Origin of the sequence: Sulfitobacter sp. DSM 110093, assembly GCF_022788715.1 — a bacterium.
Lineage (GTDB): Bacteria > Pseudomonadota > Alphaproteobacteria > Rhodobacterales > Rhodobacteraceae > Sulfitobacter.
Genome location: NZ_CP085170.1, coordinates 242,191 through 268,356 on the forward strand (window position 1 = coordinate 242,191; position 26,166 = coordinate 268,356).

The 26,166-nt window shown below is 58.8% G+C and carries 26 protein-coding genes and 1 pseudogene; 11 read left to right on the forward strand and 16 right to left on the reverse strand.

Features of this window, described 5'->3' with window-relative positions; all coding sequences use genetic code 11:
• Positions 1-10 precede the first annotated feature (10 nt).
• The 3 genes and pseudogenes from DSM110093_RS20600 to DSM110093_RS20610 all read left to right on the forward strand — a co-directional run bounded on the left by DSM110093_RS20600 (position 11) and on the right by DSM110093_RS20610 (position 3,031).
• Positions 11-931 (forward strand): annotated as a pseudogene (locus DSM110093_RS20600) (isoaspartyl peptidase/L-asparaginase).
• A 130-nt stretch (positions 932-1,061) separates the two neighbouring features.
• Entirely contained in the window at positions 1,062-1,640 is a 579-nt protein-coding gene (locus tag DSM110093_RS20605) for a TRAP transporter small permease subunit (protein ID WP_243268279.1), read from the forward strand.
• On the forward strand, positions 1,640-3,031 hold the full coding sequence (locus DSM110093_RS20610; RefSeq protein WP_243268281.1) for a TRAP transporter large permease subunit: 1,392 nt from the start codon (positions 1,640-1,642) through the stop codon (positions 3,029-3,031). Before DSM110093_RS20605 ends, DSM110093_RS20610 begins: the two co-directional genes overlap by 1 nt.
• A 249-nt stretch (positions 3,032-3,280) precedes the next feature.
• On the opposite strand, the gene DSM110093_RS20615 is transcribed toward DSM110093_RS20610, so the two are convergent.
• Positions 3,281-4,375, reverse strand: coding sequence for a TRAP transporter substrate-binding protein (locus tag DSM110093_RS20615; protein ID WP_243268282.1), 1,095 nt, complete (start codon positions 4,373-4,375; stop codon positions 3,281-3,283).
• 242 nt (positions 4,376-4,617) lie between these two features.
• On the opposite strand from DSM110093_RS20615, the gene DSM110093_RS20620 reads away from it, so the two are divergent.
• Genes DSM110093_RS20620 through dctP form a run of 3 tightly spaced genes read left to right on the forward strand, consistent with a single transcriptional unit; the run spans position 4,618 to position 7,540 of the window.
• Positions 4,618-5,118: a TRAP transporter small permease subunit gene (locus DSM110093_RS20620; protein WP_243268519.1), complete on the forward strand. Its 501-nt coding sequence runs from the start codon at positions 4,618-4,620 to the stop codon at positions 5,116-5,118.
• Positions 5,108-6,430: a TRAP transporter large permease subunit gene (locus tag DSM110093_RS20625; protein ID WP_243268284.1), complete on the forward strand. Its 1,323-nt coding sequence runs from the start codon at positions 5,108-5,110 to the stop codon at positions 6,428-6,430. The genes DSM110093_RS20620 and DSM110093_RS20625 overlap by 11 nt, the downstream gene beginning before the upstream one ends.
• 21 nt (positions 6,431-6,451) lie before the next feature.
• Positions 6,452-7,540 carry a TRAP transporter substrate-binding protein DctP gene (dctP, locus tag DSM110093_RS20630; protein ID WP_243268285.1) on the forward strand — a complete coding sequence of 363 codons (1,089 nt, stop codon included), beginning with the start codon at positions 6,452-6,454 and terminating at the stop codon, positions 7,538-7,540.
• Between the two features lie 93 nt (positions 7,541-7,633).
• Here dctP and DSM110093_RS20635 read toward each other — a convergent pair whose 3' ends face one another.
• The 12 genes from DSM110093_RS20635 to DSM110093_RS20685 form a co-directional block, all read right to left on the reverse strand.
• Positions 7,634-8,368: an amino acid ABC transporter ATP-binding protein gene (locus tag DSM110093_RS20635; protein ID WP_243268287.1), complete on the reverse strand. Its 735-nt coding sequence runs from the start codon at positions 8,366-8,368 to the stop codon at positions 7,634-7,636.
• Entirely contained in the window at positions 8,365-9,039 is a 675-nt protein-coding gene (locus DSM110093_RS20640) for an amino acid ABC transporter permease (protein WP_243268288.1), read from the reverse strand. The genes DSM110093_RS20635 and DSM110093_RS20640 overlap by 4 nt, the downstream gene beginning before the upstream one ends.
• A gap of 3 nt (positions 9,040-9,042) precedes the next feature.
• Complete coding sequence (locus DSM110093_RS20645) at positions 9,043-9,801, reverse strand: amino acid ABC transporter substrate-binding protein (RefSeq protein WP_243268289.1); 759 nt, start codon at positions 9,799-9,801, stop codon at positions 9,043-9,045.
• A 242-nt stretch (positions 9,802-10,043) separates the two neighbouring features.
• Positions 10,044-11,399, reverse strand: coding sequence for a sigma-54 dependent transcriptional regulator (locus tag DSM110093_RS20650; protein ID WP_243268290.1), 1,356 nt, complete (start codon positions 11,397-11,399; stop codon positions 10,044-10,046).
• Positions 11,400-11,416: 17 nt separating this feature from the next.
• A complete protein-coding gene (locus DSM110093_RS20915; protein ID WP_269343110.1) occupies positions 11,417-11,542 on the reverse strand; it encodes a hypothetical protein in 126 nt (41 codons plus the stop codon).
• Positions 11,543-11,573: 31 nt separating this feature from the next.
• Positions 11,574-12,773, reverse strand: coding sequence for a formate dehydrogenase subunit gamma (locus tag DSM110093_RS20655; protein ID WP_243268292.1), 1,200 nt, complete (start codon positions 12,771-12,773; stop codon positions 11,574-11,576).
• 66 nt (positions 12,774-12,839) lie between these two features.
• A complete protein-coding gene (gene fdh3B / locus DSM110093_RS20660; RefSeq protein WP_067266580.1) occupies positions 12,840-13,433 on the reverse strand; it encodes a formate dehydrogenase FDH3 subunit beta in 594 nt (197 codons plus the stop codon).
• 12 nt (positions 13,434-13,445) lie between these two features.
• Positions 13,446-16,433 (reverse strand): formate dehydrogenase subunit alpha, encoded by a 2,988-nt coding sequence (locus DSM110093_RS20665; RefSeq protein ID WP_243268294.1) that lies wholly within the window; start codon positions 16,431-16,433, stop codon positions 13,446-13,448.
• A gap of 105 nt (positions 16,434-16,538) precedes the next feature.
• On the reverse strand, positions 16,539-16,751 hold the full coding sequence (locus DSM110093_RS20670) for a twin-arginine translocation pathway signal protein (RefSeq protein ID WP_243268296.1): 213 nt from the start codon (positions 16,749-16,751) through the stop codon (positions 16,539-16,541).
• Positions 16,752-16,812: 61 nt separating this feature from the next.
• Positions 16,813-17,421 carry a molecular chaperone TorD family protein gene (locus DSM110093_RS20675; protein WP_243268297.1) on the reverse strand — a complete coding sequence of 203 codons (609 nt, stop codon included), beginning with the start codon at positions 17,419-17,421 and terminating at the stop codon, positions 16,813-16,815.
• Positions 17,418-18,065, reverse strand: a complete 648-nt coding sequence (locus DSM110093_RS20680; protein WP_243268299.1) for a DUF3306 domain-containing protein — start codon at positions 18,063-18,065, stop codon at positions 17,418-17,420. The genes DSM110093_RS20675 and DSM110093_RS20680 overlap by 4 nt, the downstream gene beginning before the upstream one ends.
• Positions 18,062-18,601 carry a DUF3305 domain-containing protein gene (locus DSM110093_RS20685; protein ID WP_243268521.1) on the reverse strand — a complete coding sequence of 180 codons (540 nt, stop codon included), beginning with the start codon at positions 18,599-18,601 and terminating at the stop codon, positions 18,062-18,064. Before DSM110093_RS20685 ends, DSM110093_RS20680 begins: the two co-directional genes overlap by 4 nt.
• 381 nt (positions 18,602-18,982) lie before the next feature.
• Here DSM110093_RS20685 and DSM110093_RS20690 point away from each other — a divergent pair, with 381 nt between their 5' ends.
• From DSM110093_RS20690 to DSM110093_RS20710, 5 genes are read left to right on the forward strand one after another with little or no spacing between them, the layout of a single operon-like run.
• Positions 18,983-20,947 carry a 4Fe-4S binding protein gene (locus DSM110093_RS20690; RefSeq protein WP_243268301.1) on the forward strand — a complete coding sequence of 655 codons (1,965 nt, stop codon included), beginning with the start codon at positions 18,983-18,985 and terminating at the stop codon, positions 20,945-20,947.
• A 29-nt stretch (positions 20,948-20,976) separates the two neighbouring features.
• Entirely contained in the window at positions 20,977-21,180 is a 204-nt protein-coding gene (locus tag DSM110093_RS20695; protein WP_243268303.1) for a DUF6494 family protein, read from the forward strand.
• A 5-nt stretch (positions 21,181-21,185) separates the two neighbouring features.
• Positions 21,186-22,256 carry an Mrp/NBP35 family ATP-binding protein gene (locus tag DSM110093_RS20700; protein ID WP_243268305.1) on the forward strand — a complete coding sequence of 357 codons (1,071 nt, stop codon included), beginning with the start codon at positions 21,186-21,188 and terminating at the stop codon, positions 22,254-22,256.
• Entirely contained in the window at positions 22,253-22,969 is a 717-nt protein-coding gene (locus DSM110093_RS20705; protein WP_243268307.1) for a biotin/lipoate--protein ligase family protein, read from the forward strand. The genes DSM110093_RS20700 and DSM110093_RS20705 overlap by 4 nt, the downstream gene beginning before the upstream one ends.
• Positions 22,966-23,451, forward strand: a complete 486-nt coding sequence (locus DSM110093_RS20710; RefSeq protein WP_243268308.1) for a DUF6505 family protein — start codon at positions 22,966-22,968, stop codon at positions 23,449-23,451. Before DSM110093_RS20705 ends, DSM110093_RS20710 begins: the two co-directional genes overlap by 4 nt.
• Positions 23,452-23,494: 43 nt before the next feature.
• Here DSM110093_RS20710 and DSM110093_RS20715 read toward each other — a convergent pair whose 3' ends face one another.
• The 3 genes from DSM110093_RS20715 to DSM110093_RS20725 are packed head-to-tail and all read right to left on the reverse strand — an operon-like array spanning position 23,495 to position 25,718.
• Positions 23,495-24,307: a substrate-binding domain-containing protein gene (locus DSM110093_RS20715; RefSeq protein ID WP_243268309.1), complete on the reverse strand. Its 813-nt coding sequence runs from the start codon at positions 24,305-24,307 to the stop codon at positions 23,495-23,497.
• On the reverse strand, positions 24,304-25,014 hold the full coding sequence (locus DSM110093_RS20720; protein ID WP_243268311.1) for an ATP-binding cassette domain-containing protein: 711 nt from the start codon (positions 25,012-25,014) through the stop codon (positions 24,304-24,306). Before DSM110093_RS20720 ends, DSM110093_RS20715 begins: the two co-directional genes overlap by 4 nt.
• Positions 25,014-25,718, reverse strand: a complete 705-nt coding sequence (locus DSM110093_RS20725; protein ID WP_243268313.1) for an ABC transporter permease — start codon at positions 25,716-25,718, stop codon at positions 25,014-25,016. Before DSM110093_RS20725 ends, DSM110093_RS20720 begins: the two co-directional genes overlap by 1 nt.
• Positions 25,719-26,166 lie beyond the last annotated feature (448 nt).

Below are 26,166 nucleotides of genomic sequence, written 5' to 3' on the forward strand. Positions count from 1 at the left end.
AAGGGCGCAAATGACTTACTCCCTAGCCATTCACGGCGGTGCTGGAACCCTTCTGAAACAGAATATGACCCCGGAAAAAGAGGCCGCCTATCACGCCGGACTGGCCCGCGCGGTGGAAGCTGGGGAAGCCGTGCTGCGCGATGGTGGCAGCGCAATGGACGCGGTTGTCGCCTCGGTCTGCGCGCTGGAGGATGAGCCGCTGTTCAACGCCGGGCGCGGCGCGGTCTACACCTCTGAGGGCAAACAGGAGATGGACGCCGCTGTGATGGACGGGCGCGACCGACGTGCAGGTTCGGTGGCTGGCGTGTTTGGTCCAAAGAACCCCATCCGGCTGGCCCGCGCAGTAATGGAGCGGACGGAGCATGTTACGCTGATTGGCCCCAACGCATTAGAAATCGCCCGGCAAGCAGAGCTTCCCTTTGGCGATCACGACTATTTCTTTACTCAATCCCGTTAGGATGCGCTGCAAGAAACGCTGGAACTGCGCGCGCGGGGCGAAGTGTCGGACGACCCGGCGCGGCGGCATGGCACCGTGGGGGCGGTGGCGCGTGATGAAGCGGGCAATATCGCGGCGGCAACCTCGACCGGGGGGATGACCGCCAAGCCACCGGGCCGCGTGGGTGACACGCCGATGATCGGGGCGGGCACCTTTGCGGATAATGCGACCTGCGCGGTCTCTGGCACGGGGCATGGCGAGATCTTCATCCGCTGGAACGCAGCCGGAGAGATTGCCGCACGGATGCGCCACGCGGGCGAAGACCTTGCCACTGCCGCCAATCATGTTGTGATGCAAGATCTGGCCAATCACGACGGTTCGGGCGGGGTCATCGCGGTGGATGCGGCAGGCAATATCGCGATGCCTTTCAACTCTCAGGGCATGTACCGCGGGATGGTTCGCAAGGGGTCAGCACCTGAAACCAGTATCTATTGATGTGTCGCCCCCCATGTCGCCGCACAAACACAACGGGCAGGCTTGGGCCGCGTAGAGCATCTAAATCTTGACATTTTCCCCCCTCCCTTTGATTGACGTGCAAGCGAACTTGACGGGAGAGGGGACAAGGGTGCGTTTTCTAGCAGGAATTGCCAAACTTATCTGTGCGGTGAATATCATCATCGGCAATGTCTTTGCGTGGCTGTCGCTCGGCATCGTGCTTGTCTGTTTCACTGTCGTCGTGCAGCGATATGTCTTTGCGATCAGCTTTGTCTGGATGCAGGATCTCTATATCTGGCTGAATGGTGCGATGTTCACTGCGGTCGCGGGCTTTGCACTGCTGCGTGATGACCATGTGCGTGTCGATATCTTTTACCGCCCCGCCAAGATGGCGCGCCGCGCGCTGATTGATCTGATCGGTGTGGTGGTGTTTCTGCTGCCCTTTTGCTGGGTCGTCTACGCCTACTCCATGCCATTCGTGCAACGGGCGTGGGGCTACAGCGAGGCCTCGGCCAATGTGGGCGGCATGCCGGGGCTCTACATTCTTAAAGCCTTCATCATCGGTTTCGCCGCGCTGATCGCCCTTCAGGGCATCGCGTGGATCATCCGCTCCGTTCTGGTGCTAAGCGGTAATGCCGAGCTGGTGCCCAAATCCATCCAATATAGCCGGGACCAAATCCCCGCAGACCACCCGCAGGGAGCCGTTTGATGGACCCGATTTTGATTGGCGAGATGCTCGCCGCGCTTATGTTCTTTGGCGTGATCGGCTTTTTGCTTCTCGGCTTTCCGGTGGCTTTTACCCTTGCGGGTGTGTCGCTGCTTTTTGGTTTAGTCGGCATCGGCTTTGGTGTGTTCGATCCGTCGAACTTTGGCTCACTGCCCAACCGCTATATCGGCTTTATGACCAACGAAGTGCTGGTCGCCGTGCCGCTGTTTATCTTTATGGGGGTGATGCTGGAACGCAGCCAGATTGCCGAGCAACTGCTGATGACCATGGGCAAACTTTTCGGCAACCTGCGCGGAGGCCTTGGCTTTTCTGTCGTGATCGTGGGCGCGATGCTTGCTGCGTCGACCGGTGTGGTTGGCGCGACGGTTGTGACCATGGGGCTGATCTCTCTGCCTGCGATGTTGCGGGCGGGCTATGACCCAAAGCTTGCGACAGGGGTAATCTGTGCAAGCGGGACATTGGGGCAGATCATTCCGCCATCGACCGTTTTGATTTTCATGGGCGATATGCTGGCGGGCATCAACTCTCAGGTGCAGATGGCCAAGGGTAACTTTGCGCCTTCGCCCGTTTCGGTCGGTGACCTCTTTGCTGGGGCGCTTCTGCCGGGCATCTTGTTGGTGTCGCTCTACCTTGGCTATGTGCTGTTCAAAGCTGTGACCGCGCCTGAATCTTGCCCCGCAACACCTGTACCTGCCGATGAAAAGGGCGAATTGCTGCGTGATTTCTTTGTGGCATTGGTACCCCCGCTGTTGCTGATCCTCGCTGTGCTGGGCTCGATCCTTGGTGGCATCGCCACCCCGACAGAGGCCGCTTCAGTCGGTGCAGTCGGCGCGATGATCTTGGCTACGCTGCGCTGGCGTCTGTCCTTCCGCATCCTGCGCGAGACGATGATCGCGACGGCGACGATCACCAGCATGGTCTTTATCATTCTGCTGGGCGCGTCGGTCTTTTCCATCGTGTTCCGAATGATGGGCGGCGACAATTTGGTTCATGAATTCCTAAGCAACCTACCCGGCGGCCCCTTGGCAGCAGTGGCGGTGGTTATGGTCATCATGTTCTTCCTTGGATTCATCCTTGATACATTCGAGATCATCTTCATCGTGATCCCGATCACCGCGCCTGTGCTTTTGATGCTGGATATTGATCCGATCTGGCTTGGTGTATTGGTCGGGGTAAACCTGCAAACGTCCTTCCTCACGCCGCCCTTTGGCTTTGCGCTGTTCTATCTGCGCGGGGTCGCCCCAGAGGATCTGCCGACCAGTGCGATCTACAAAGGCATTTTGCCCTTCGTGGCCTTGCAGGTGGTGGCGATTGCGATCTTGTTTGCCTTCCCGCAGATCGTGACATGGTTGCCGAAGGTGATCTCGGGCTAAGAGCCTTCGTGTCTTTTGAAGCGCTAAGGGTATCGCCCTCTCTGGGGGGCGATCCGCACGTTTGAAAGTAGCTGCCCCGGTGCATCGACCGCTGACCGATCCGGTTGGCGAAGCGTTGCAAAATCGCCCTCCGGGGGAGGGAGGGCGATGCCCGGTGTGCGACCGGGCGGGACAGAGACTAGGCCCCTACCCCAATAGCAAAAGGCCCGGTGTCACCACCGGGCCTTTCCTCATCTCTTACTGCAAAGCTTAGTACTTCAGGAACTTCTGACGCGCCTGAACATAGGGGCTATCAATGTTCTCGGTCCGGGTACGGACAAGGTTCAGCGCTTCGACAAAGCTGTCGGCAGTCTTCTTGACTAACGGATCGTCGCTGTTGCGCAGTTCCTCAACAACTTCGACCGAGGCCTTGGCACCGGCTTCCATGATGTCGTCGGGGAAGTTGCGTACGATCACGCCATGCTCATCCACCAGCGTCTTCAGTGCGCGTGGGTCGTTGGCATAGAAGTCAGCCGCAACCTGATCGTATTCCGCTTGGCTTACATCGCGGATGATGGCCTGCAGGTTTTCGGGCAGTTCTTGATACTTCTTCTTGTCGACAACAAGCTCGGTCGCCAGACCCGATTCCACGAAGGATGGCATGTAGTAGTTCTTAGCAACCTGATGGAAGCCAAGCGCCAGATCGTTGTAAGGGCCAACGAATTCAGCGGCATCCAGCGTGCCAGATTGCAACGCTTGGAAGATCTCGCCCGCCGCCATGTTTGTCACGGTCGCGCCCAATTTTTCCCATACGCGGCCACCAAGGCCCGGCGTCCGGAAGCGAACGCCTTTGACGTCATCGAGGCTCTTCAGCTCATCGCGGAACCAACCACCCGTTTGGGTGCCGGTGTTGCCGGACAGGAAGCCCTGAACGCCGAACTGGTCATAGATTTCGTCCCAGATTTCCTGACCGCCCATGTAACGCATCCAAGCTGTCAGCTCGGGCGTTGTCATGCCGTAAGGTACGCCGGTAAAGAACGACAGCGCGGGCGATTTGTTCTGCCAGTAGTAGGCGGCACCGTGGCTCATTTCGGCTGTACCGTCGATCACCGCATCCAGCGACTGCAGCGGCGGAACCATCTCACCAGCCGAGAAGACCTGAATGGTCAGCTCGCCGCCCGACGCGGCGGTGATCCGGTCGGCCAGACGCTGTGCGCCGACACCCAGACCGGGGAAGTTCTTGGGCCATGTGGTAACCATACGCCACGTGATGTTGCCCTGCGCAATTGCGGGCGCTGCAAGCGTCGTAGCGGCAGCACCTGCCCCCATCACACCGGCTTTGCGAATAAATGAACGACGATCCATGTTTTTCCTCCCAAAGGATAATTGTTAAGCATCCTCCGACGTCGGCGCAGAGGGCTATGTGCAGCAGATAATCGTCGGTTTTCGCAAATGTCCATGGTCTACACGAATTGAACCTGCCTCTTGCTAGACAATCTCCCCCGAAGCCGCATACGTAGTGCTACGTAAAGCTGTAGTATTATTGGTCTTTCGCCTTGTTTTCGGCAGAAAGGTGAATAATGTGCGAGCTGCCAGGGAGGGCTCAGATCTTGTTAAAATTCATCGACCAGATGAACGAATTCGTCGGGCGTATTGTGTCGGTCGTTGCCGTCATCTTTGCTGCGATCATCATCTATGACGTTTTCATGCGCTATGCGCTGAACGATCCGACACGCTGGGCCTTTGATGTGACTAAACAGCTATATGGCTTTTATTTCGTCATGCTGGGCGGCTATGCGCTGCGTCATCAGGCCCATGTGCGGGTCGATCTGATCACCGAAACCCTTGCCCCCACCCTGCGACGCTGGGTCGAAGCGGCGGGCTATGTGATCTTTTTCTTCCCCTTCGCGTGGATCTTCACCACCCGCTCTTATGAATTCGCCATGCGCTCTTATGCCCAAGGTGAAACGACATATGGCTCTGTGCAGCTGCCGGTCTATCCGCTGAAAATGGCTATGTGCCTCGCCGCGGCGCTGTTGCTTTTGCAAGGCGTGTCGGAATTTCTGAAACTCGTACTTAACCGTCAGGAACTGCCACGTGACGCCTGAACTTATTGCACTCACCATGTTCGGCCTGCTGTTGCTGGGCCTTTTCATGGGTCACCCGCTGGCCTTTGTTCTGGGCGGCACCGCTGTTCTTGGCGCTGTTATTGCTGGCAAGCCCATGGTGCTGGGCATCGTTATCAACCGGATTTTCGGCGACGTGCTTGACAACTTTACGCTGATCGCAATTCCGCTGTTTATCTTGATGGCAAGGTTCCTGTCAGATTCGGGCGTGACGGATAAGATGTTCGAATCGCTACGGCTTTTGATGTCGAACATCCGTGGCGGTCTGGCGCTGGCGGTAGTTTTCATTTCGATCTTGCTGGCGGCGACCACGGGCATCATCGGGGCTTCGATCACCGTCATGGGCGTGATGGCCCTGCGTCCGATGCTGCAGTATGGTTATAGTCCGACCCTTACTACCGGTGTCATCGCGGCTTCAGGCTGCCTTGGCATTCTGATCCCGCCGTCGATCATGTTGATCCTTATGGCCTCCTATTCGCCGCTGTCGGTGGGTGAACTGTTCGCCGGTGCGATGGTGCCGGGCGTGGTGTTGGGCCTACTTTATGCGGTCTGGGTCTTTATCGTCGCAGTCGTCCGCCCTGATATGGCCCCCGCGGTTGAGCCTGATGAGAAGATCTCCAAACCCGCGCTTGTGCGTATGCTGCTGATCGAAGCGGTGCCGCCGCTGGTGCTGATCCTTGGCATCCTTGGCTCGCTGCTGGCGGGCATCGCCACGGCGACCGAAGCCTCGGCCATTGGTGCCGCACTCGCGCTGGTGATTGTCATTATGCGGCGCAAATTCACCTGGGCCAGCTTTTATGGCGCAATGTTGGAAACGGGCCGCACGTCGGCGATGATCCTGTTCATTGTTGTTGGTGCCACTGCCTTTACCGGGGTGTTCAACATCACCGGGGGTCTGCGCGCCACCCAAGAGATCATCCGCAACCTCGACATGGCGCCATGGCTGCTGATCGCGATGATGATGTTCATCGTTTTCATCCTTGGCGCCTTCCTCGATTGGACCGGCATCGTGCTGCTGTCCTTCCCAATCTTCCTGCCCATCGTTCAGGAGATGGACGTGAGCCTGTTGTGGTTCGTCGTCCTGATGTCGGTGGTTCTGCAGACGTCCTTCCTCACGCCACCCTTTGGATATGCGCTGTTCTATCTGCGCGCCATTGCCCCGCGTGAGGTCAAGACGTCGCATATCATCGTCGGTGTGCTGCCCTTCATCGGACTGATCCTGATGATGTGCGTGGCCATTGCCCTGTTCCCGCAGCTTGTCACTTGGTTGCCGGAAACGCTCTATACAAAATAAATCAACGGAGGAGAGAATATTATGAAATTGAAATCAACACTTGCCAGTCTGGCACTCTGCGCAGGCTTTGGCACGCAAGCCGCGGCCCAAGACAACTGGACCATGACCACCACATGGCCCACTTCGCTGGAACTGATCGAGATCGACAAACACTTCGTTGATCTGGCCAACAAGCTGACGGGCGAAGACCTGACCATCGAATTCTTCGAAGGCGGCTCGCTCGTCCCCGCGGGCGAAGTATTTGGCGCGGTTGAATCCAACACCGTTCAGGCCGGCGCCGACTGGCCCGGCTACTGGGCTGGCCGCAACTCTGCCTTCTCGCCGCTGGCGACCACGGCGAGCCTGTTCAACGCGGTTGATTACGTCAACTGGATCGAACAATGGGGCGGCAAAGACCTCTATAACGAGATCTATGGCAAGTTCGGCATGGTCTATCTGCCCTACGGTGTGACCAACAACGAATCCGGTTTCCGCACCAATGAGCAGATCGTTACGCTGGAAGACCTCAAGGGCAAGCGTTTGCGTCTGTCGGGTCTGGAGCAGGGCCGTCTGTTGGAGAAACTGGGCGGGTCTCAGGTTTCCATGGCCGGTGGCGAAATCTACCAGTCGCTTGAGCGCGGCGTTATTGATGGCGCGGAATTCTCGACACCCAACGTCGACTTCTCGGGCGGTTTCCAGCAGGTCACCAAGTACTGGGCGACACCGGGCTGGCACCAGTCGGCGTCGATCTTCGGTGTGATGATCAATAAAGGCGCATGGGACGCGCTGTCGGACGAAACCCGCGAAGCACTTGAAATCGCGGCGCAGGCCAACCTAGTCTGGTCGCTCTCCTTCACCGAAAAGCGTGCAACTGAAGCCTACCAGCAGTTCCTCGACGCGGGCATCGAAATTAACCGCTACGACGATGAAACGCTGGCGACCGTTCAGGAAATGGCCAACGAAACCATCGAGGAAACCGCCTGTGAGAACCCCGATTCCGCAAAGGTTTACCTGAGCCAGTTGGAGTATCTGAACGACTACGCCAAATGGCGTGATGCCTCGGCACCGTTCAACTTGGGCCGCACACCGAATGGCCCGGACATCGAAAAGATCCGCGCCTGCGCGGAATGATTTCAGCCTATCGGCTCTAAGGAAAAGGCCCGCCGATTGGCGGGCCTTTTTGCTTTTGCTGGCCCGGCACTTCCGGCTGCATTCCGCCCCCGGCTATTCCCCAACCCGCTTAAGAAACCTTTGCAACCTTGCATCCTTTGGCCCACCGAAAATCTCGGATGGCGAACCACTTTCCACGATTTTGCCACCGTCCATAAAGATGATCCGATCCGCGATTTCACGCGCGAATTGCATCTCATGGGTCACGATCAGCATCGTTTGCTTGCGCTCCGCCACCGCGCGCATCAGATCAAGCACCTCGCCTACCCATTCAGGATCAAGCGCCGAAGTCGGCTCGTCAAACAGCATCAGTTCCGCCTCAAGCGCCATGGCGCGGCCAATGCCAACCCGCTGTTGTTGCCCCCCTGACAGCGCCGAAGGAAAACTATCCGCTTTATCCGCCAAACCGGTTTCGGCCAGCACCGACAGCGCACGCTGCTCGGCCTCTTCGACCGGGCGCTTGTGTACCGTCACCAGTGCTTCCATGATGTTCTGCTTGGCAGTCTTATTGGCAAAAAGCGCGTAGTTCTGAAAAACCATCGCGGTGCGGCGGCGCAGCGCCAATATATCCGACTTGCGCGCCTTCGCAGCATCAACTGTCACATCTCCGATGGTAATCTGCCCCGCCTGCGGCACGTCGAGAAAGTTAAGACAGCGAAGCAGCGTCGACTTGCCCGTTCCCGAAGGACCGATCACCACAACGCGCTCCCCATCCGCGATCTGCAGGTCGATGCCGTCCAACACAGGCGCGGCGCCGAAATGTTTGGTCAGGCCAGAAATATCAATCATCGTGCAAACGCCTTGTTCAGATAGGTTTCAAGCCGTTTCTGGCCTTGGCTTAGCGCTTCGACGATGACCCAATAGACCATCGCGACAACAAGATAGGCTTCGAAATAGAGAAAGCTGCCTGCCGCCTCTTTCTGAGCGGCACCCATCATCTCGGTCACGCCAAGCGTAAAAGCCAGCGAAGTGCCTTTGACCATATCAATGAAGTAATTCACCAAAGTTGGCGCAGCGATCCGGGCAGCCTGCGGCAAGATGATACGCAACATCATCTGGCCTTGGGTCATGCCGATAGACTGCGCTGCTTCCCATTGACTGCGGTCCACGCCCGCGATTGCAGCGCGTATACTTTCGGCCATATAAGCCGCGAAATGCAGCGTCAGCCCCATGATCGTCGCGGTCACACCGTCGACCTTGGTTAAGAACGAAAGCGCTTGGGGTAGGCCATAGTAAAAAAGGAACAGCTGCACCAGCAGCGGCGTGCCGCGAAAGAAGCTGATGAAAAGCACTACGAACCAATCGAGCACCGGCACTTTTGCCACCCGCTCTACCGCCAAAAGCGAGGCGAGGATGAGTGCGCACACCATCCCCGCAGCCGCCATTAACAGTGTCAGTGGTACATAGCCCAATATGACGGGCACCAGCCCCAGCATGTAGTCAAGGTCTAGCGCCCGCATGGGTTACTCCGCTTTGGTGATGTCTGTGCCGAACCACTTGTCCGAGATCTCGGCCAGTGTACCGTCTTCGCGCAGCGATTCCAGTGCGGTGTCTACGCGGTCACGAAGGGCGCGGCCTTCGTCGTTGTCTTGGAACGGCAGCGCATTACGGATCTCAGAGAAAGGCTTGCCAGCAAGTTCCAGCGGCAGAGGGCTTTCCTGAATGAGTTGGGCAGACGAAACGCGATCCATCACAAATGCATCCACACGACCAAGCGCGGTATCTTGGGCGATGTTGGATTCATAGGTCTTGATTTCAATCTCATCAGCGAAATCGAGTTCGTTCAGCAGTTGTTCAAAATTCGAGCCGAGGTTAACCGCAACGGTCTTGCCGCGCAGGTCTTCGACGCTGCCGATCTCTTCGTTGCCCTCTTTGATCACGACCTGCGCGCCATCAAAAACGTAAGGCGCGGTGAAGGCAAATTTTTCTTCGCGCTCTGATGTGATTGTGATTTGATTGGCGATCGTGTCGATGCGCCCTGCATCTAGGGCACCGATCAGGCCGGAAAAGGCCATAGTTTCGAACTCAACTTCAAGGCCAGCCTCTTCGCCAACGGCGTTCATCACGTCGACTTCAAACCCCTGAAGCTCGTCGAGCTTCACAAAGGTAAATGGGAAATAGCCGCCCGACATGCCGACGCGCAGCGTCTCATTGTCTTGGGCAAAGACTGCGGTGCCGGATACTGCGGCGAGCGCGGTGGCGGTAACGATCTGTTTCAGCATTGAATTTACTCCTGTAACGCTTGAGCATCAGATGTCACCGGGCGCCGCCCGCTTCAACACCGTCGCTCAAACAGGAACGTTTGGCGGGATGTATTGGTTCAGATGGAATAATGGTCCTACCGTGTCGGGAAAAATGGATTTCGTTCTATTCTATACCACCGAGGACGGACACTGTTCTGCTGTGAGTCCGGATATTCAACGAACCTAGAACAGATATGCGCGATTAGGATTGCCTTAACCTCTTAAAGGGCATCGATATCCAAACCTTCGGCGGCCCAAGCGGCCAGTTTGCGGTCCACGGTCTTGCGCGAAACGCCCAAACGCCGCGCGGCCTCTGCCCTGTTACCTTTGCACAGATCAAGGATGTGCAGCATATGGCGCTGCGTCACGAGTTCGAGATCCTCAATGGCCCTCGGCCCATCCACACTGCCGTGCCCCGCAAAAGCTTCGGGCAGACTGCCGAGGATCACGGACCGTTCGATCAGGTTTCTCAGCTCGCGCACGTTACCCGGCCAGTCATAGCGGCGCAGCTTAAGCAGTGTTTCTGCATCCAAACGTAGCGCCGGCATGCCGAGCGCGGTTGAGAATTGCTGCATGAACATCGCAGCCAGTTCGACGATATCGTCCGAACGATCTTTGAGCGGGGGCATGGCCACTTCGACCACATTCATGCGGTGGTAAAGGTCAGCGCGGAAACGCCCCTCTGCCACCGCTTTTGGCAGATCGGCGTTAGTGGCAAAGAGAAAACGCAGGTTCAGCGGTATCTCACGCTCGGCACCCTCGGGCCGAATGCGTTGATCCTCCAGCACACGCAGGAGTGCTGCCTGCAACTGCTCAGGCATCTGCGCCACTTCATCAAGGAACAGGGTGCCGCCATCAGCCAGAAGAAACAGACCCGGCTGCAAGGTCTCGTTCCCCTCTACCGCGCCAAAAAGTTCGGGCACGATGCGCTCTTGTGTGATCGCAGCACAGTTAACCGCAACAAATGGTTTGTCGGCCCGATCAGACATCTGGTGTAATTGCCGCGCTGCCAGTTCTTTGCCCGTGCCGCTGGCCCCGGTGAAAAGTACTGGCGTTGGCACGGGGGCCAGACGGTTCAACATACCGCGAACCTTCGACAACGCCTCAGATTTTCCAAGCATCTGCACCGCTATCCCGCCGTGCAGCTCGCGCCGAAGCAGCGTATTGTCGCGGCGCAGGTTCTTGCGGTCGAGCGTGCGGGAAACGGCGCCGAGGATTTGGTTCGCCCGGAAGGGTTTCAGCACGAAATCACTGACCCCTGCCCGCAACGCGGCAATGGCGGTTTCCAGATCGGCATAGGCGGTGATCAGGATCGTATCGGCGTAGAACCCTTTGCGGCGCTGTTCGACCACCCACTCCAAACCGGTCTTACCGGGCATGATATTATCAAGCACCACCACATCGAAATGCGCCTCATCCAAGAGTTTGGTGGCCTCCGCAGGCGAGGCCGCTTGCGCGACCCTCTTCACGCGGGGCTCCAAAATCTTGGTCAGGAAATGCCGCATGCCCGGTTCGTCGTCGATCACAAGGACCGACGCGCCTTCGAGCGTGCCGCCGTATTCATCGCCTGCCGCCATGATATGCCTCTTCGGTGTCAGTCCAATCGGACGTTTTCACCTGAATAGACCTCGGCCGAGGAAAAGCCCATCTCATGCAGACCGAAATAGGCCACCACGCCGATCACCGCGACGCCCAGAAACCCTGCCAGCATGGCCTTCATTGCGCGTATCCTTTTACCTGAACGCCGCCCATCATTCTGCGGGGGTCCGCTTGTTATCTTTGACTTCATCCAGCCAGAGCGAATGGTGCTGCTCTGCCCAACGTTCATCAACCTCGCCGTTGCCCATGGCGTCAAAGGCGCCCTCCATACCGAGTGTCCCGATATAGATGTGGCCCAAGATCACCGCCATCATCAGAAAGCCGATGATCGCGTGCCAAAGCTGGGCATATTGCATTTCCGCATGAGGCGTCAGATCGTCCTGCAATGGACCAAGGCCCGCCGCGTCTGCCACGCCGATGTCATTGATTAGGCCGAAGGTATGGCCAAAAAGCTGGATCTCAAAGGGGAACAGCAGCGATAGACCCGAGAGCGATACAGAGAAGCCCAAGAGGATCACGGCCCAGAAGACAATTTTTTGGCCGAAGTTAAACTTCTTGGCGGGCGGGTGTTTGTCACCAATAAAACCGCCACCCTGTTTGATCCAGACCCAGTCAGTCTTGTTCGGGATATTGTGCCAAATCCACATAAAGAAAACCATGACCAGCGCGATCATAAAGGCCCATGACACGTTGTTGTGGATGAACTTGGACCCGGTCAGCAGGACCGAGTTGAACTCATGACCCAAAAGCGGAATGACCACCTTGCGGCCAAAGAGCGTGGCCAACCCCGTGAGGGCAAGCAGGATAAAAGATCCGGCCAGCATCCAATGGGCAAAGCGTTCAATCGCTTTGAAACGGGTGACGGTGCGCCCGACCTTGCCGCCTTCGATACGGATCCGCCCCCGCAAGAGATAGAATAACAAGAGCACTGCCAGCGTCCCGGCAAGAAGCCATGCGCCGTAGGTTGCCAGCGGGCCTTGGCGGAATTGCTGCCACCACATTCCGTTGTCCTGCACGAGGACGCGGCCCGTCTTGTTCATCGTGCTCACGCGCACGGGCAATTCGTTATAGCGGATGCCACGCCACAGGTCCGGGTCGGAGCGCCCACCAAGCGGACCAAGCCCCGGCACCGTCGCGGCGTCGCCCCCCAGATTGTTGCGCCGGAACCCGTCGTCAATCTCGGCCCCGTTTTGGCGGCGATCGATGTCGGCCAGGTTCTGCGCGCCACCGGTGTTGGCGCGGTCGATGGCCGAGGGGGTCGCGTTCTCGGGCAGGCGCACGTCCTGCGCCGTCGCACTGACCGGCAGCGCGGCCAAGGCGAGAATGAAAAGAGCCATCAGGTGGCGCAGCATGGGAAATCCCCCGGCTAGACAGATATGGAGAAAAGGGACGGCCCGGTCAGGCCGCCCCAAAAGCCGTTACTGGCCCTTTTGCTCGTAAGCCGTACCCCAGCCCCAAGCGCCGGAGCCAAAGCCGCGCGCGACGACGCGCTCGCGGTAGATGTCAGAGACCATGTCACCGTCACCGGCGAGAAGCGCCTTGGTCGAGCACATCTCGGCGCAGATTGGCAGTTTGCCTTCCGCGATCCGGTTGCGGCCGTACTTCTGGAACTCCGCTTGGCTGTGGTTTTCTTCGGGGCCGCCGGCGCAGAAGGTACATTTGTCCATCTTGCCGCGGCTGCCGAAGTTGCCAGCCTGCGGATACTGCGGCGCGCCAAATGGGCAGGCGTAGAAGCAGTAACCGCAACCAATGCAGAGGTCTTTGGAGTGCAGGACGATGCCGTCGTCGGTCTGGTAGAAACAATCCACCGGGCAGACCGCCATACAGGGCGCGTCCGAGCAGTGCATACAGGCGACCGAGATCGAGCGTTCGCCCGGTTGGCCGTCCTGAATGGTCACCACGCGGCGGCGGTTAATGCCCCAAGGGACTTCGTGTTCGTTCTTACAAGCCGTTACACATGCGTTGCATTCAATGCAGCGCTCGGCATCGCAGAGAAACTTTGCTCTTGCCATTCTCTTGTCTCCTTACGCTGGCATAATCTTGCAGAGAGTCGCTTTGGTCTCCTGCATTTGTGTGACTGAATCGTAGCCGTAGGTCTGAACCGTGTTAGTGCTTTCGCCCAATACGATCGGGTCGGCGCCATCAGGGTACTTCCCCCGCAGGCTTTCGCCTTCCATGTGCCCGCCAAAGTGGAAGGGCATAAAGGCTACGCCCTCGCCCACCCGTTCGGTGACCATGGCCATCACTTTGATCTTGCCGCCTTCTGGCCCTTCAACCCAAACGTCATTCCCGTCGCGCACACCAAGGTTGTTGGCGTCACGAGTGTTGATCTCGATGAACATGTTTTGCTGCAATTCGGCCAACCATGGGTTCGACCGGGTTTCATCGCCGCCGCCTTCATATTCGACCAATCGACCCGAAGTGAGGATGATCGGGAATTCCTCAGAGAAGTCGTTTTTTTGGATGGACGCATAAAGCGTCGGCACCCGCCAGAAGGTCTTATCGTCATAGGTCGGATAATCCGCCACCAGATCACGCCGGTTGGAATAGAGCGGCTCGCGGTGTTTCGGCACCGGATCAGGGAAGGTCCAGACCACGCAGCGGGCCTTGGCGTTGCCGAAGGGGGCGCAGCCGTGTTCAATCGCAACTCGCTGGATGCCGCCCGAGAGGTCGGTCTTCCAGTTGATACCGCCAACTTGAGCCACGTAATCCGAATCCATCTCGCCCTGTTGCGAGGTTTCACCGACTTCCTCTTGACCATCGTCCGCATTCTCAGGCGCTTCATAACCCGCGACGGCTTCGATGCTCTGCCGTTCCTCTGCCGTCAGATCGCCGTCCCAGCCGAGGTCCATTAGCATTTGCATGGTGAACTCAGGGTAGCCGTCCTTGATTTCAGACCCTTTGGAATAGACGCCTTCGGCCAGCAGGTTCTCACCATCACGCTCAACCCCGAAACGGGCGCGGAAGGTCAGGCCGCCTTCGGCGACCGGCAGCGACATATCGTAAAGGTTCGCGGTGCCGGGGTGGTTCATTTCAGGCGTGCCCCAGCAAGGCCACGGCATACCGTAGTAATCCCCATCCGCCGGGCCACCGACGGCCCGCAGAGTGGTCTTGTCGAAGGTATGCTGGTTCTGCATGTGCATCTTCATCCGCTCAGGCGACTGCCCGGTATAGCCGATGGTCCACATGCCCTTGTTGAACTCGCGCGTCAGGTCTTCGATAAGTGGCTCTTCACCATTCACTTCGATATTGCGGAACATGCGATCTTCGAAGCCGAACTTCTTGGCAAACTTATAAAGGATCGTGTGATCCGGCAGGCTTTCGAACAGCGGCTCGACAACCTTTTCGCGCCACTGCAGCGACCGGTTCGATGCAGTGACAGAGCCGGAAGTTTCGAACTGCGTACAGGCCGGAAGCAGATAGGTATCTTCGGTCCGGTCATGCAGAACTGCGGAAACGGTTGGGTAAGGATCGACCACGACCAGCAGGTCGAGCTTTTCCATCGCCGTTTTCAGTTCCTTCTGGCGGGTCTGCGAGTTCGGCGCGTGACCCCAAAGCACCATCGCCTTGGTGTTATCGGGCTGCTCAAGGTTCTCGCGATCCTCAAGCACACCGTCGATCCAACGCGATACCGGAATGCCGGTAAGGTTGATCATCTTCTGCTCTTCGCCCGCGCCATCGGTCCAAGAAGCGAAACGGCCTTGGAGCCATTCCAGTTCCTCATCCCAGACCCGCGCCCAATGCGCCCAAGAGCCATCGGACAGGCCGTAGTAGCCCGGCAACGTATCGGCTAGAACGCCAAGGTCAGTTGCGCCCTGCACGTTATCATGGCCGCGGAAAATATTGGTGCCGCCGCCGGCGGTGCCCATGTTGCCCAAAGCCAGTTGCAAGATGCAGTAGGCGCGGGTGTTGTTGTTGCCGTTGGTGTGCTGTGTACCACCCATGCACCAGATCACGGTGCCCGGACGGTTGTTGGCCAAGGTCCGCGCCACGCGCTGAAGCTGCTCGCCCGGTACGCCGGTGACGCGCTCAACCTCATCTGGTGTCCAGTTGGCGACTTCCTTGCGGATCTCGTCCATGCCCCAAACGCGGGTGCGGATAAACTCTTCGTCTTCCCAACCGTTTTCGAAGATGTGGTAGAGGATGCCCCAAACCAGCGCCACGTCAGAACCGGGACGCATCCGCACATATTCGTCGGCATGGGCCGCCGTGCGGGTGAAACGCGGGTCACAGACGATCAGCGGCGCGTTGTTCTCTTCCTTCGACTTCAACAAGTGCTGAAGCGACACCGGGTGCGCCTCGGCGGGGTTGCCACCGATGATGAAGATCGCCTTGGATTTATGGATGTCATTGTAGCTGTTGGTCATGGCGCCGTAGCCCCATGTGTTCGCCACCCCTGCAACGGTGGTAGAGTGACAAATCCGCGCTTGGTGGTCGACGTTGTTGGTGCCCCAGTAGGCGGCAAACTTGCGGAACAGATAGGCCTGTTCGTTGGAATGCTTGGCCGAGCCGAGCCAGTAGACCGAATCCGGGCCGGAGGTGTCGCGGATGGCGGTCATCTTGTCGCCGATCTCATTGATCGCCTGTTCCCAAGAAATCCGCTGCCATTCGCCGCCGACTTTCTTCATCGGGTACTTAAGGCGGCGTTCGCCGTGGGCGTGTTCGCGGACCGACGCGCCTTTGGCACAGTGAGCGCCAAGGTTGAACGGGCTGTCCCAACCGGGCTCCTGCCCCAACCAAACGCCATCAGAGACTTCGGCGATGACGGTACACCCGACCGAACAATGGGTGCAGACGGATTTCTTGATCTCCATCTTTCCGCTGACGGCGGCAGTGGCGGCAGATGCCTGTTGCACGCTGCCTGCGGTTGCGGCGATGGCGCTTAGCCCCCCGATGGCAAGGCCCGAACCGCGCAGAAATGCGCGCCGGTCAATACCGCTTCGCGCCACGTCGGACATGATGCCTGTCCGCTGCGCAGACCGCGCGACCCCATTGGTCTTTTTCCTCAACATATCTTCACTCCCTGTGCGCGGGCTGGTCCCCGCCTGAGGTGGCTATTGAACGGCGGGCGTTTTCCGCCCGGCCAAGTTTAAAGGGCAGCGCCCCTTGGTATCTGATTAGAACCGAGCAGAGGCGTAATATGCGCGCGTGTGTTCGGTATCTTGAATGCGGTCCGACGTCAGGTCAGGCGCTTTGGCCGCTTCGGCTTCAGTCCCGGTGGTGGCCACGGCGACGGCGGCCAATGGGGCGGCGGTGCCCGCGAACTTCAGGAAATCGCGCCGATCTTTGCGAACGGGTGCTTTGGTGGAACCCTCTGGCTTGCGTGTCATTTTGTCTCTCCTGTTACGTCTCTTGTTCAAGGGCGGGACGCCCCAGCGGTCTCGTCACGTGTTAATTGTCTTTGCTAAGGCGAAATGCCTCGGCTTCGATCTGCATAAGGGCGCGGCCAATCTTACCCACGGGGGCGTAGAAAACCGAATTTTTCGCGCCTTCGAGGTCAGCAAAGAAATGCCCGGCCCATGGGGCAATGTGCCGATTAAAGAATGTCTTTTGCTGCGCCAGCGTGGCCGGTGCCGAGAAACGGCCGGCGATCATTGCGCCCATCATTTCCATTAGTGAGGCGATGTTATCCTCGGGCTCGAACACATTCGGCGCCCGCTCAAGCCCGCGCGCGATCATGTCTTGACGCAAAGCAGCCAGCGGCTTTTCGTTCAGGAAGCCAGTAAGGTAAAAGCTTGCATAGGGCAGCAATTCGCCCCGACCCAGACCGATGAAAAGCCGATTGAACTCGCTCTCTGCCCCTGCTGGTTTGGTGTTGGACGCCAGCCGCGACAAGGCTTTGAACCCCTGCCCCAACTCACTGTCGTCGCCCGAAAGCCCCGCACACTGATCCAGTAGCATCTGATCCGGGGGTCCGGAAAGGATAAGCCCCATGAAGTTATAGAGGTCCGCGCGCAGGCGGTCCTCTTCGAGTAGGGGTTTCGCGGCCAATTGGGTCATGCGCTGCTACCTTCCATGTCATCGGCCAGATCGCTGGCAAAGTGGAACCGCATCCGGCGGAGGGTCGGCGCGGGTTGCGCGGTCTCTTCCTCGGCATGATCTACAGGTACGCTATAGGTCTGCTGAGGTGCTGTTTGCGCCAGCGCTGTCTCTGTTCGGCGTGGGGCAGGCACGACCACATCATGGGTCGATGCAAGAACGGGCGCATCTTCCGCAACCGCTTCAGCGGCCCCCTCAGGCGCATCGGTCTCAGCCGTCAATACCTCTTCGACCTTGGCCACCATGCCGCGGCCCACTTGATAGATCGTGTTCACAGGTTTGCCAGCAGTCGCGGCTGCTGTGTAATCGTCGTCGTAGTCATTCAACCCGTCAAGACAGGCAAGCACTGGATTGGTCCGCCAGAAGCTGCGCAGCGCACGGGTCTTTAGCCGTTGCGGCAGCTGCGCCTTGAGGAAAGCCCGGAGTTGTTCGCCGCTGACCAGATCCTCCGGCGCGGGCAGATCGAACTCGGCCAGCAAATCGTCATCGCTGCGCTCGGCCAAGGCCGCTTCTTCGGCCTCTGCCACGCGGGCTTCTTGCACGCGCACTTCGGCCTTTGCCTCTGCTGCCACGGCGGCACGGCGTTTTTGCCAAAAGCTGCTCATGCCAGACGCTTTCGTTTTAATGCGGGCGAGGCGTAGATGTCTGCTGGTTTCTCGATACGCGGATCACCGATGCCGTCTTGCTGGCGATCCGTCCGCAGGCGATCACGCCGCCGCTTTACGAACTCTTCCTCTTGGTGAAACTCTTCGACAAACTCTTGCACCCACGCCAGCAAACCGGGCGTCATCGCGACTTTTTCGACCACTTCTTCGGCGCTGTCGCAATAATCCTGCGCCTCATAAGGAGAGGCGGTAACGAGGGCGAGTTTGAAGGGGCGGTCGGTCGCACCGGGGATGGGGCGCATCACCACATAGACGCAGGGCACGTCGGCACCCAACCCGTGAACGTAGGCTTCGGTCTCAGCACCGTGTAATTCAATCTGAAGTGTTGCGGCATGGTATTCGACGATCTCGCCATCGCGGCGCAGCTCACGCCAATCCGCTTCCCCGGCACCGGGCAGCACAGCGGTCGCTTTCCAGCTCCACTTGGCCCAACGGGTCACCCCCGGCGCGCGCCGCAGTACAATGCCCAAGGGCATCGTCCGGTACATTTTCGGGTTATGAATCAACTGGCTCCTCCGTTGCTCTGACCTTCGCCCTAAACTCCCACTATGGGGAAGCGTAAAACCGCGTGATGCCCTGAAAAACTTGGCTATTCAGACAAGATGACCCGCGACCTTGTGCCGTCAATGATGCTTTGGACGTTTTGTCTAACTTGAGTATTTCACTAGGATTTTGCGAGATTGGCCGATTTCGAATCACCGCGCCGCGCCTTACACTTTATTAGCTGCGTCGCCTCGGCGCGCCATGGCTCTGAGTTGCCCGATTCCGGTTGTGGGCGGTGCCAAATCCCGTCTAGCTTGGGGCCTCAACCGGGCCCTTAGGGGTGGCCGATTGGCGCGCGAAACAAGGGAAAATTCATGGCCAAGACACTGATAACATGCGATTGTGCAGGGTCGCAGCGTATCGATTCCGATGCGCTGGCCGAAAGCACCGGTTTGACTGTCATGCAGCCCTGTTCGGCCCTCTGCACCACCCAGATCGACCGCGCGGCCAAGGCACTGAACACAGGGGATGCGATTTTATGCTGCACCCAAGAAGAACGCGTCTTTACCGAATTGGCTGAGGAATTGGGCCTGCCCCCTGCCCCTCTCTTGGACCTACGCGACCGGGCCGGATGGTCAGATGACCCCCTCGATAAACTGCCCAAAATGTCCGCGCTCGCTACAGAGGCGTTGTTAGAGGCGCCCGCCGAGAAAACCATCGATGTTGGATCCGAGGGGCTTTGCCTGATCCTTGGACGTGGACCGGCAGCGTTGGAAGCCGCAGCGCAGCTTAAAGACCACCTGAGCGTAACCTTGCTGATCGAAGACAGTGTGACCGAGGCCGACGACAGCCTCCCCGAACTGCGCGGCTATGATCTGATCTCTGGCAAGTTGCGCCGGGCCAAAGGCGCGCTTGGCCAGTTCGAAGTGGTGATCGACGCATTGCGGCAGGTTGACCCACGGGGTCGTGGCCCCCTGACGTGGACCGATCCGCGTGATGGCGCACGCAGCCAATGTGACCTGATCCTTGACCTGCGCGGTGACACACCACTGTTCCCGGCCCATGAGAAACGCGAAGGCTATCTCCGCGCCGATCCTGCGCATCCGCCCGCTGTCGCCGCCGCAGTACTGGCCGCATCGCATTTGGTCGGCACGTTCGAGCAGCCGCTTTATGTGCGCACCGAGCCATTGCTTTGTGCGCACAGCCGCGCCGGGCAGACAGGATGTACGGCCTGTCTCGATCTATGCCCCACCGGGGCGATCACACCGGACGGCGATCATGTGACCGTGGACCCGATGATTTGCGCGGGCTGCGGGGCGTGTTCCTCTGCCTGTCCTTCGGGGGCGATCAGCTATGACGCGCCACCTGTGGACTTCACGATGCGGCGGGTTCAGACCCTTGCCCGCGCCTATCTTGAGGCGGATGGCGAAGCGCCACGTCTTTTGGTGCATGACGACCACGGTGCAGAGATGATCCGCCTTGCCGCGCGTCACGGGCGCGGCTTGCCTGCCGATGTGATACCCATGCACCTGCCCGCGCTCGCGGCCTTTGGTCACGCCGAAGCGCTGGCCGCACTGGCCGCTGGTTTCGCCCATGTCTCCCTACTGCTTGGCCCCAAGGCCGACCGCGATGCAATTGAGACCCAGACCGCCCTCGCCCGTGCCATTGCTGGCGACGCACGGATGATGCTGATCGATACCCCTGATCCAGACGCGCTGACCGATCTGCTCTATGACGGTACAGCCCCCAAGCCGGTCGCGCAGCCCGTGCGCCCGATGGGCAGCCGCCGCCAGATTGCCCGGCAAGCTGCCCGCGCGCTTCAACCCGAAGCCGAGGTACTGCCCCTGCCCCAAGGTGCGCCTTATGGCGCGGTGCTGGTGGACAAGGACGCCTGCACGCTGTGTCTGTCTTGTGTCTCGCTCTGCCCGTCGGGTGCACTTGGCGATAATCCTGATTTGCCGCAGCTGCGCTTTCAGGAGGACGCCTGCCTGCAATGCGGTCTCTGCGAGCACATCTGCCCCGAAGACGCGATCACCCTCGCGCCGCAGCTTGATCTGACCGATGCCGCACTGAGCCAACGGGTGCTGAACGAAGAAGAGCCATTTCCTTGTGTCGAATGCGGCACGCTCTTTGGGGTGAAATCCACTGTTGAGAAAATCACCGACAAGCTGCGCAACCATTCGATGTTTGCCGATGAATCAAAACTGCGCATGATCCAGATGTGCGATGACTGCCGGATCAATGCGCAATATCACAGCACCAATAACCCAATGACGGGCAATGAGCGCCCGCGCCCCCGCACCACCGACGATTACCTCTCCAAACGGCGCGACCACTAGGTCGCCGCCCCACAGCACAGGAGCCTCCCATGAGCGAAGACTTCAACATGTCGATGCGCAAGTTTCTCAAACAGGTCGGCGTGACCTCGCAGCAGGCCATCGAAAAGGCCATGCGCGAAGGTGACACTGCCGGTAAAACGTTTCCGGTTAAGGCCGTGATCTCCATCCCCGAGCTTGGACTGGAGCACGAAATCGACGGCACCATCGCCGGCGCGGATAAGGGCGAGGCATAAGCGACGTGACAGCCAGCAGAGAAGCGGTTCTAACCGCCTTGAAGACCGTGACCGATCCGGCCACGGGGACTGACATCGTGGCCAGTGGCGTGATGCGCGCACTGAATGTGGACGACGCGGGCGCGGTGCGTTTCGTGATGGAAATCCCGCCCGCCCAAGCCAAAGCCTATGAGGAAGCCAAAGCGCTGGCCGAAGCAGCACTGGCGCAGGTCGACGGAGTCTCAAAAGTTTCCATCGTGCTGACCGGGCATAGTGAGAAAGCCCCGCCGCCCGACCTTAAACCACAACGTGCCGCCGAACCCTCAGGCCCGCAGAAGATCCCCGGTGTTGACCGGATCATCGCCGTTGCATCGGGCAAAGGCGGCGTTGGTAAATCCACCGTCTCGGCGAACCTCGCCTGCGCTTTGGCTGCGCAAGGCCGCCGCGTGGGCCTGCTGGATGCCGATGTTTACGGCCCCAGCCAGCCTCGTATGCTCGGCGTATCGGGCCGCCCCGCCTCGCCCGATGGCAAGACCATCCTGCCGATGCGCAACCACGGCGTCACCATGATGTCGATTGGCCTGATGACCAACGAAGATCAGGCCGTCGTCTGGCGCGGGCCGATGTTGATGGGCGCGTTGCAACAGATGATGACGCAGGTGCAATGGGGTGCGCTTGACGTACTGATTGTCGACCTGCCGCCGGGCACCGGTGACGTGCAGATGACACTGGCGCAAAAGGCCCATGTGGACGGGGCGGTAATCGTCTCTACACCGCAGGATGTGGCTCTGATTGACGCCCGCAAGGGGATCGACATGTTTAATCAACTTAAGGTGCCAATCCTTGGGATGATTGAGAATATGTCGACGCATATCTGCACCAGCTGCGGTCACGAAGAGCATGTCTTTGGTCACGGCGGTGTCGCGTCTGAGGCCGAAAAATGGGGCGTGCCGCTGCTGGCCGAAGTGCCGCTTGATTTGCAAATCCGGCTTGCGTCGGATGGCGGCGCACCGATTACGGTTAGCCAGCCGGACAGCAAACAGGCTGCGGCTTTCCACGCGATCGCGAAACAGTTGATCGACGCCGGCGCAGCATGAGCGAAGGGCTTTCATTCCCTCCTTTGATGTCGGGCGAGGCTGTGACCGATGACGCCCTCCGTGCCGCCTGCACGCGCGCCGCACGCGGCTGCGATGCAGGTCTCATAACGTACCGGTTGGACGGGGCCGAGATGCAGTGCGCATTGGTCTTTGCGCCCGAAGTACCATTGGCGCAGGCGGTGGCCATGCTCCCACTCTGCGGGGTCGGATTTCAGAACGCCCTCGGCGCACTGGCCCCGCCCGAGGTGGCTGTGCAGTTGGAATGGGGCGGCGGCATTCGCCTTAGTGGCGCCGCCTGCGGAGCTTTCCGCATGGTCGCATCAACTACCGATCCTGACGCTATCCCCGACTGGCTTGTCGTGGGCTTCACTCTACCGCTCTACCCGGCCGAAGATCCTGACATGGCCGAAACAGGCCTCAATCCAGATCAAACCGCGCTTTTTGCCGAAGGCTGCGCAGAGGTTCAGCCGCCTGCCCTGATCGAATCTTGGGCCCGGCATACGCTGCATTGGATCAACCGCTGGGAAGACCTTGGTCCTGCGAGCCTCCACAGTGAATGGCGCGGGTTGGTCTTTGATATCGATCACGAAGTATCGATACAGGGCCAGACTGGTAGTTTCATCGGTGTCGACGAACATTTCGGTATGCTACTGCTCAGTGGGGACACCACGCATCTGATCCCGCTGACAACCTTATTGGAGCCTGCCCCATGACCCTGAAACTCGCCCGTGCGATCCACTTCGACGAAAGCGACCGCAACGTCTTTGCTTCCCCCGCTCGGACTGGCGAATGGTGCATCTCCGGCGGCTTCGAGTTTTCAGACTGGACCGAAGGAGATTTGACGGGCAAGGCACGTCAGGCGTTTGCAAACGGATGGCTAGGGCTGGAGACCTTTGGTCGGGTCACTTTCGTCGCGATAACCCAGATCGAAGAGGCCGAGATCACCACTCTCACGGATATGCTCGCACAGCACTTCGTAACCTACTACGGCGCACCCTCAGTCGAAGCCGCGCGGCCTGTAGCGGCGGAGGAACTCGCGCAGATGGTTGAACTGTGCGCCGATCACGCGCCGAACTGCTTGCTGACAGTGGCGCGCGAGTTGACAGATGCAGGCGTGCGCGAAAGCTTTCGGATGATCCAACCGCAAGATGCGGGGTTAGAGCAGTTTGCGATCCACGGCGATCTGCCCGAATAGACCACCCGCAACGCAAAACGGCGCGGATGGTCTCTCACTCAGGTCATTCCGCCGTGTTTGCGTTGAAGACAAACAGCGTTTCACCATTGATCTTGTATTCGTTGATCAGAGTCTTCGCACGGTCAGAGATCAGCCATTCTTCCAGTTTCAGGGCCAGATCATTCTTTACGTGACCGTGCATCTCAGGGTTTACTGGCAAATAGGCGTATTGGTTGAATAGCACCGGATCCCCTGCGTAGAGCAGCGCCAGATCGCCCTTGTTGCCAAAGTTCAGCCAGCTTGCCCGGTCTGACATGACATAGGCAGGCATTCCCGACGCGGTGTTGAGCGCCGCGCCCATACCTGCGCCGACAGCGTTGTACCAGTCGCCGAACTCTACGGGATCCAGCCCAGCTTCGGCCCAAAGCGAGAGCTCCTTCTTATGCGTGCCGCTATCGTCGCCGCGGCTGACAAAATTTGAGCCGGCGTCAGAAATCGCCGCAAGCGCTGCGGTGGCCGCATCGGACCCGGCAATTGCCGCCGGATCAGCCTTGGGCCCGATGAAGACAAAATCATTATACATGATCTCAGTCCGGTGGCTGCCAAACCCGCCAGCAACGAACGCCTCTTCCGCCTTGCGCGAATGTACGAGGATCGCATCAACATCCCCCGCTTCGCCAAGCTTGAGCGCTTGGCCAGTACCCACGACCAGCAATTGGACTTCAAGGTCGAGATCTGCCGCGATCTCTGGCAGTAGCACGTCAGCTAGACCGGAATTGTTGAACGACGTGGTGACAGCCATCTTCATCACGTCCGCCGCCTGCGCCGCGCTACCGATGGCCAATGCCGAAATGGCGCCCATAATCCAATGTTTCATTCTACGATATCTCCTCTTAGAAATGCCCGAGCCTCCTCGGTCTCAGGTTGGTTGAAAAACGTATCTGCTGGCCCCGCTTCATGCAGACGCCCGCCAAGCAGGAATAAGACGTCATCGGCCAAGCGCCGTGCTTGACCAAGATCGTGGGTCGAAAGGATAAGCCGGGTACCTTGTGATTTCGCAGCCTGTAAAATCGCTTCGATCTCACGTGTGGCGCGCCCGTCCAACGCGGCACAAGGTTCATCAAGAAACAACAGTGTCGGCTCACAAATCAATGCCCGCGCGAGCGCCAGTTTTTGCTGTTCGCCGCCCGACAGCACCGGCGCTGCGCGGCCCAAGAGTGGCTCTAATCCGACGCGCGTGGCCCATTCCTCTGCCAACTGGTATGCCCTTGCTTTGCCGACACCGCGCAGGCGTAGCGGGTAAGTAAGGTTTTCCAAAACGGTACGCCGCAACATCACCGGGCGCTGGAATACGAATGCTTGATTATGTCGTGCCTCTTCCGTCGGGCAAGCCCAATCAATCTGCCCGGCTGAAAGCCGCGCTGTGCCGTGCAACAGCTGCAACAGAGTGGTCTTTCCCGCCCCATTTGGCCCGATCACAACAGTGGCGCCCTGCCCCCCTAACGTCAAATCTATTGGCCCAACCAAGCGCTGCCCGCGCCTGCGGCTCTCGATTGCGATAGCTTGCATCGGGAAGAGCTGCATCACCACCGCCCCTCTCGTTCAGTCCGGCCCAACCAATGGATCGCCAAGTTTACCGCGACCGCGAGCCCAATCAGCACGAAACCAAGTGCCAAGGCCAAAGCGAATTCGCCCTTACCCGTCTCCAGCGCGATGGCAGTCGTCAGAACCCGCGTTGCGTGATCGATATTGCCCCCAACAATCATGATCGCCCCCACTTCACCGATCGCCCGGCCAAAGCCCGCGAGGGCGGCAGTCAACAAAGCACGGCGCGAGTCCCACAGTAGGGTCTGTATTTTCTGCTTCTGCGTGACGTTCATTGAGATCAGCAGGTCGTGATACTCCTCCCAAAGATCTCGGATCGACTGATGCGCGATCGAGGCAATAAGCGGCACAATGATGATAACCTGCGCGATAATCATGGCCGTCGGTGTGAACAACAGACCCATGACGCCAAGCGGTCCTGAGCGAGAGAGTACCACATAGACGACAAGCCCAACCACTACCGGAGGCAGGCCCATCAGCGCGTTCAGCACCGCAATGACCAAACGCCGTGCCCGAAACCGCTTAACTGCGACCAAGGCCGCCAATGGGAGAGCAACCAGGCAGGCGACCATCAAGGCGGACAGGGTCACACGCAACGATCGGCCTGCAATTTCCAGCAGTTCAGCATCGAGTGTGAAGACAAGCCAGAAAGCTTGTGCAATGCCGCTCCAAATATCGACCATCCCGCGCTGGCCTCCCCCGCAATGGGGCATAGCCCCTCTTCGCGCACCCTGTCAGGAGTATTCTGGGGAAGCTAGACCTGGGAGCTCTGAAATTTGTTCGGGAGACAGGCTGGCCAAAGATTTACCGTGTCTAATATGCCTGCGGGTCAGGATGACCCAGTTGCGATTCTGCCGATCTACGAGATGCGGCTCTAATATGGGGAAGAGGGGCTCCGTCGACTTGTTCCGTACCTTCAGCAAGGATAGTTCAGGTCATGCATTGAAAGATCTCATAAATTCAAAGATTTGCCTCGAGAATCTTACCCAACTTCACTTGCTCAACGCGGCTAATGTTGCCTGTAGCCGTGCTAATCACGCAAGAATCTGTTGCAAGCAATCCTTCAATGGCATTAAGTAACGGAAACAAAAGCGCTACCGAATAATAGCGTTACTGAGAGCGAGGGCAGAT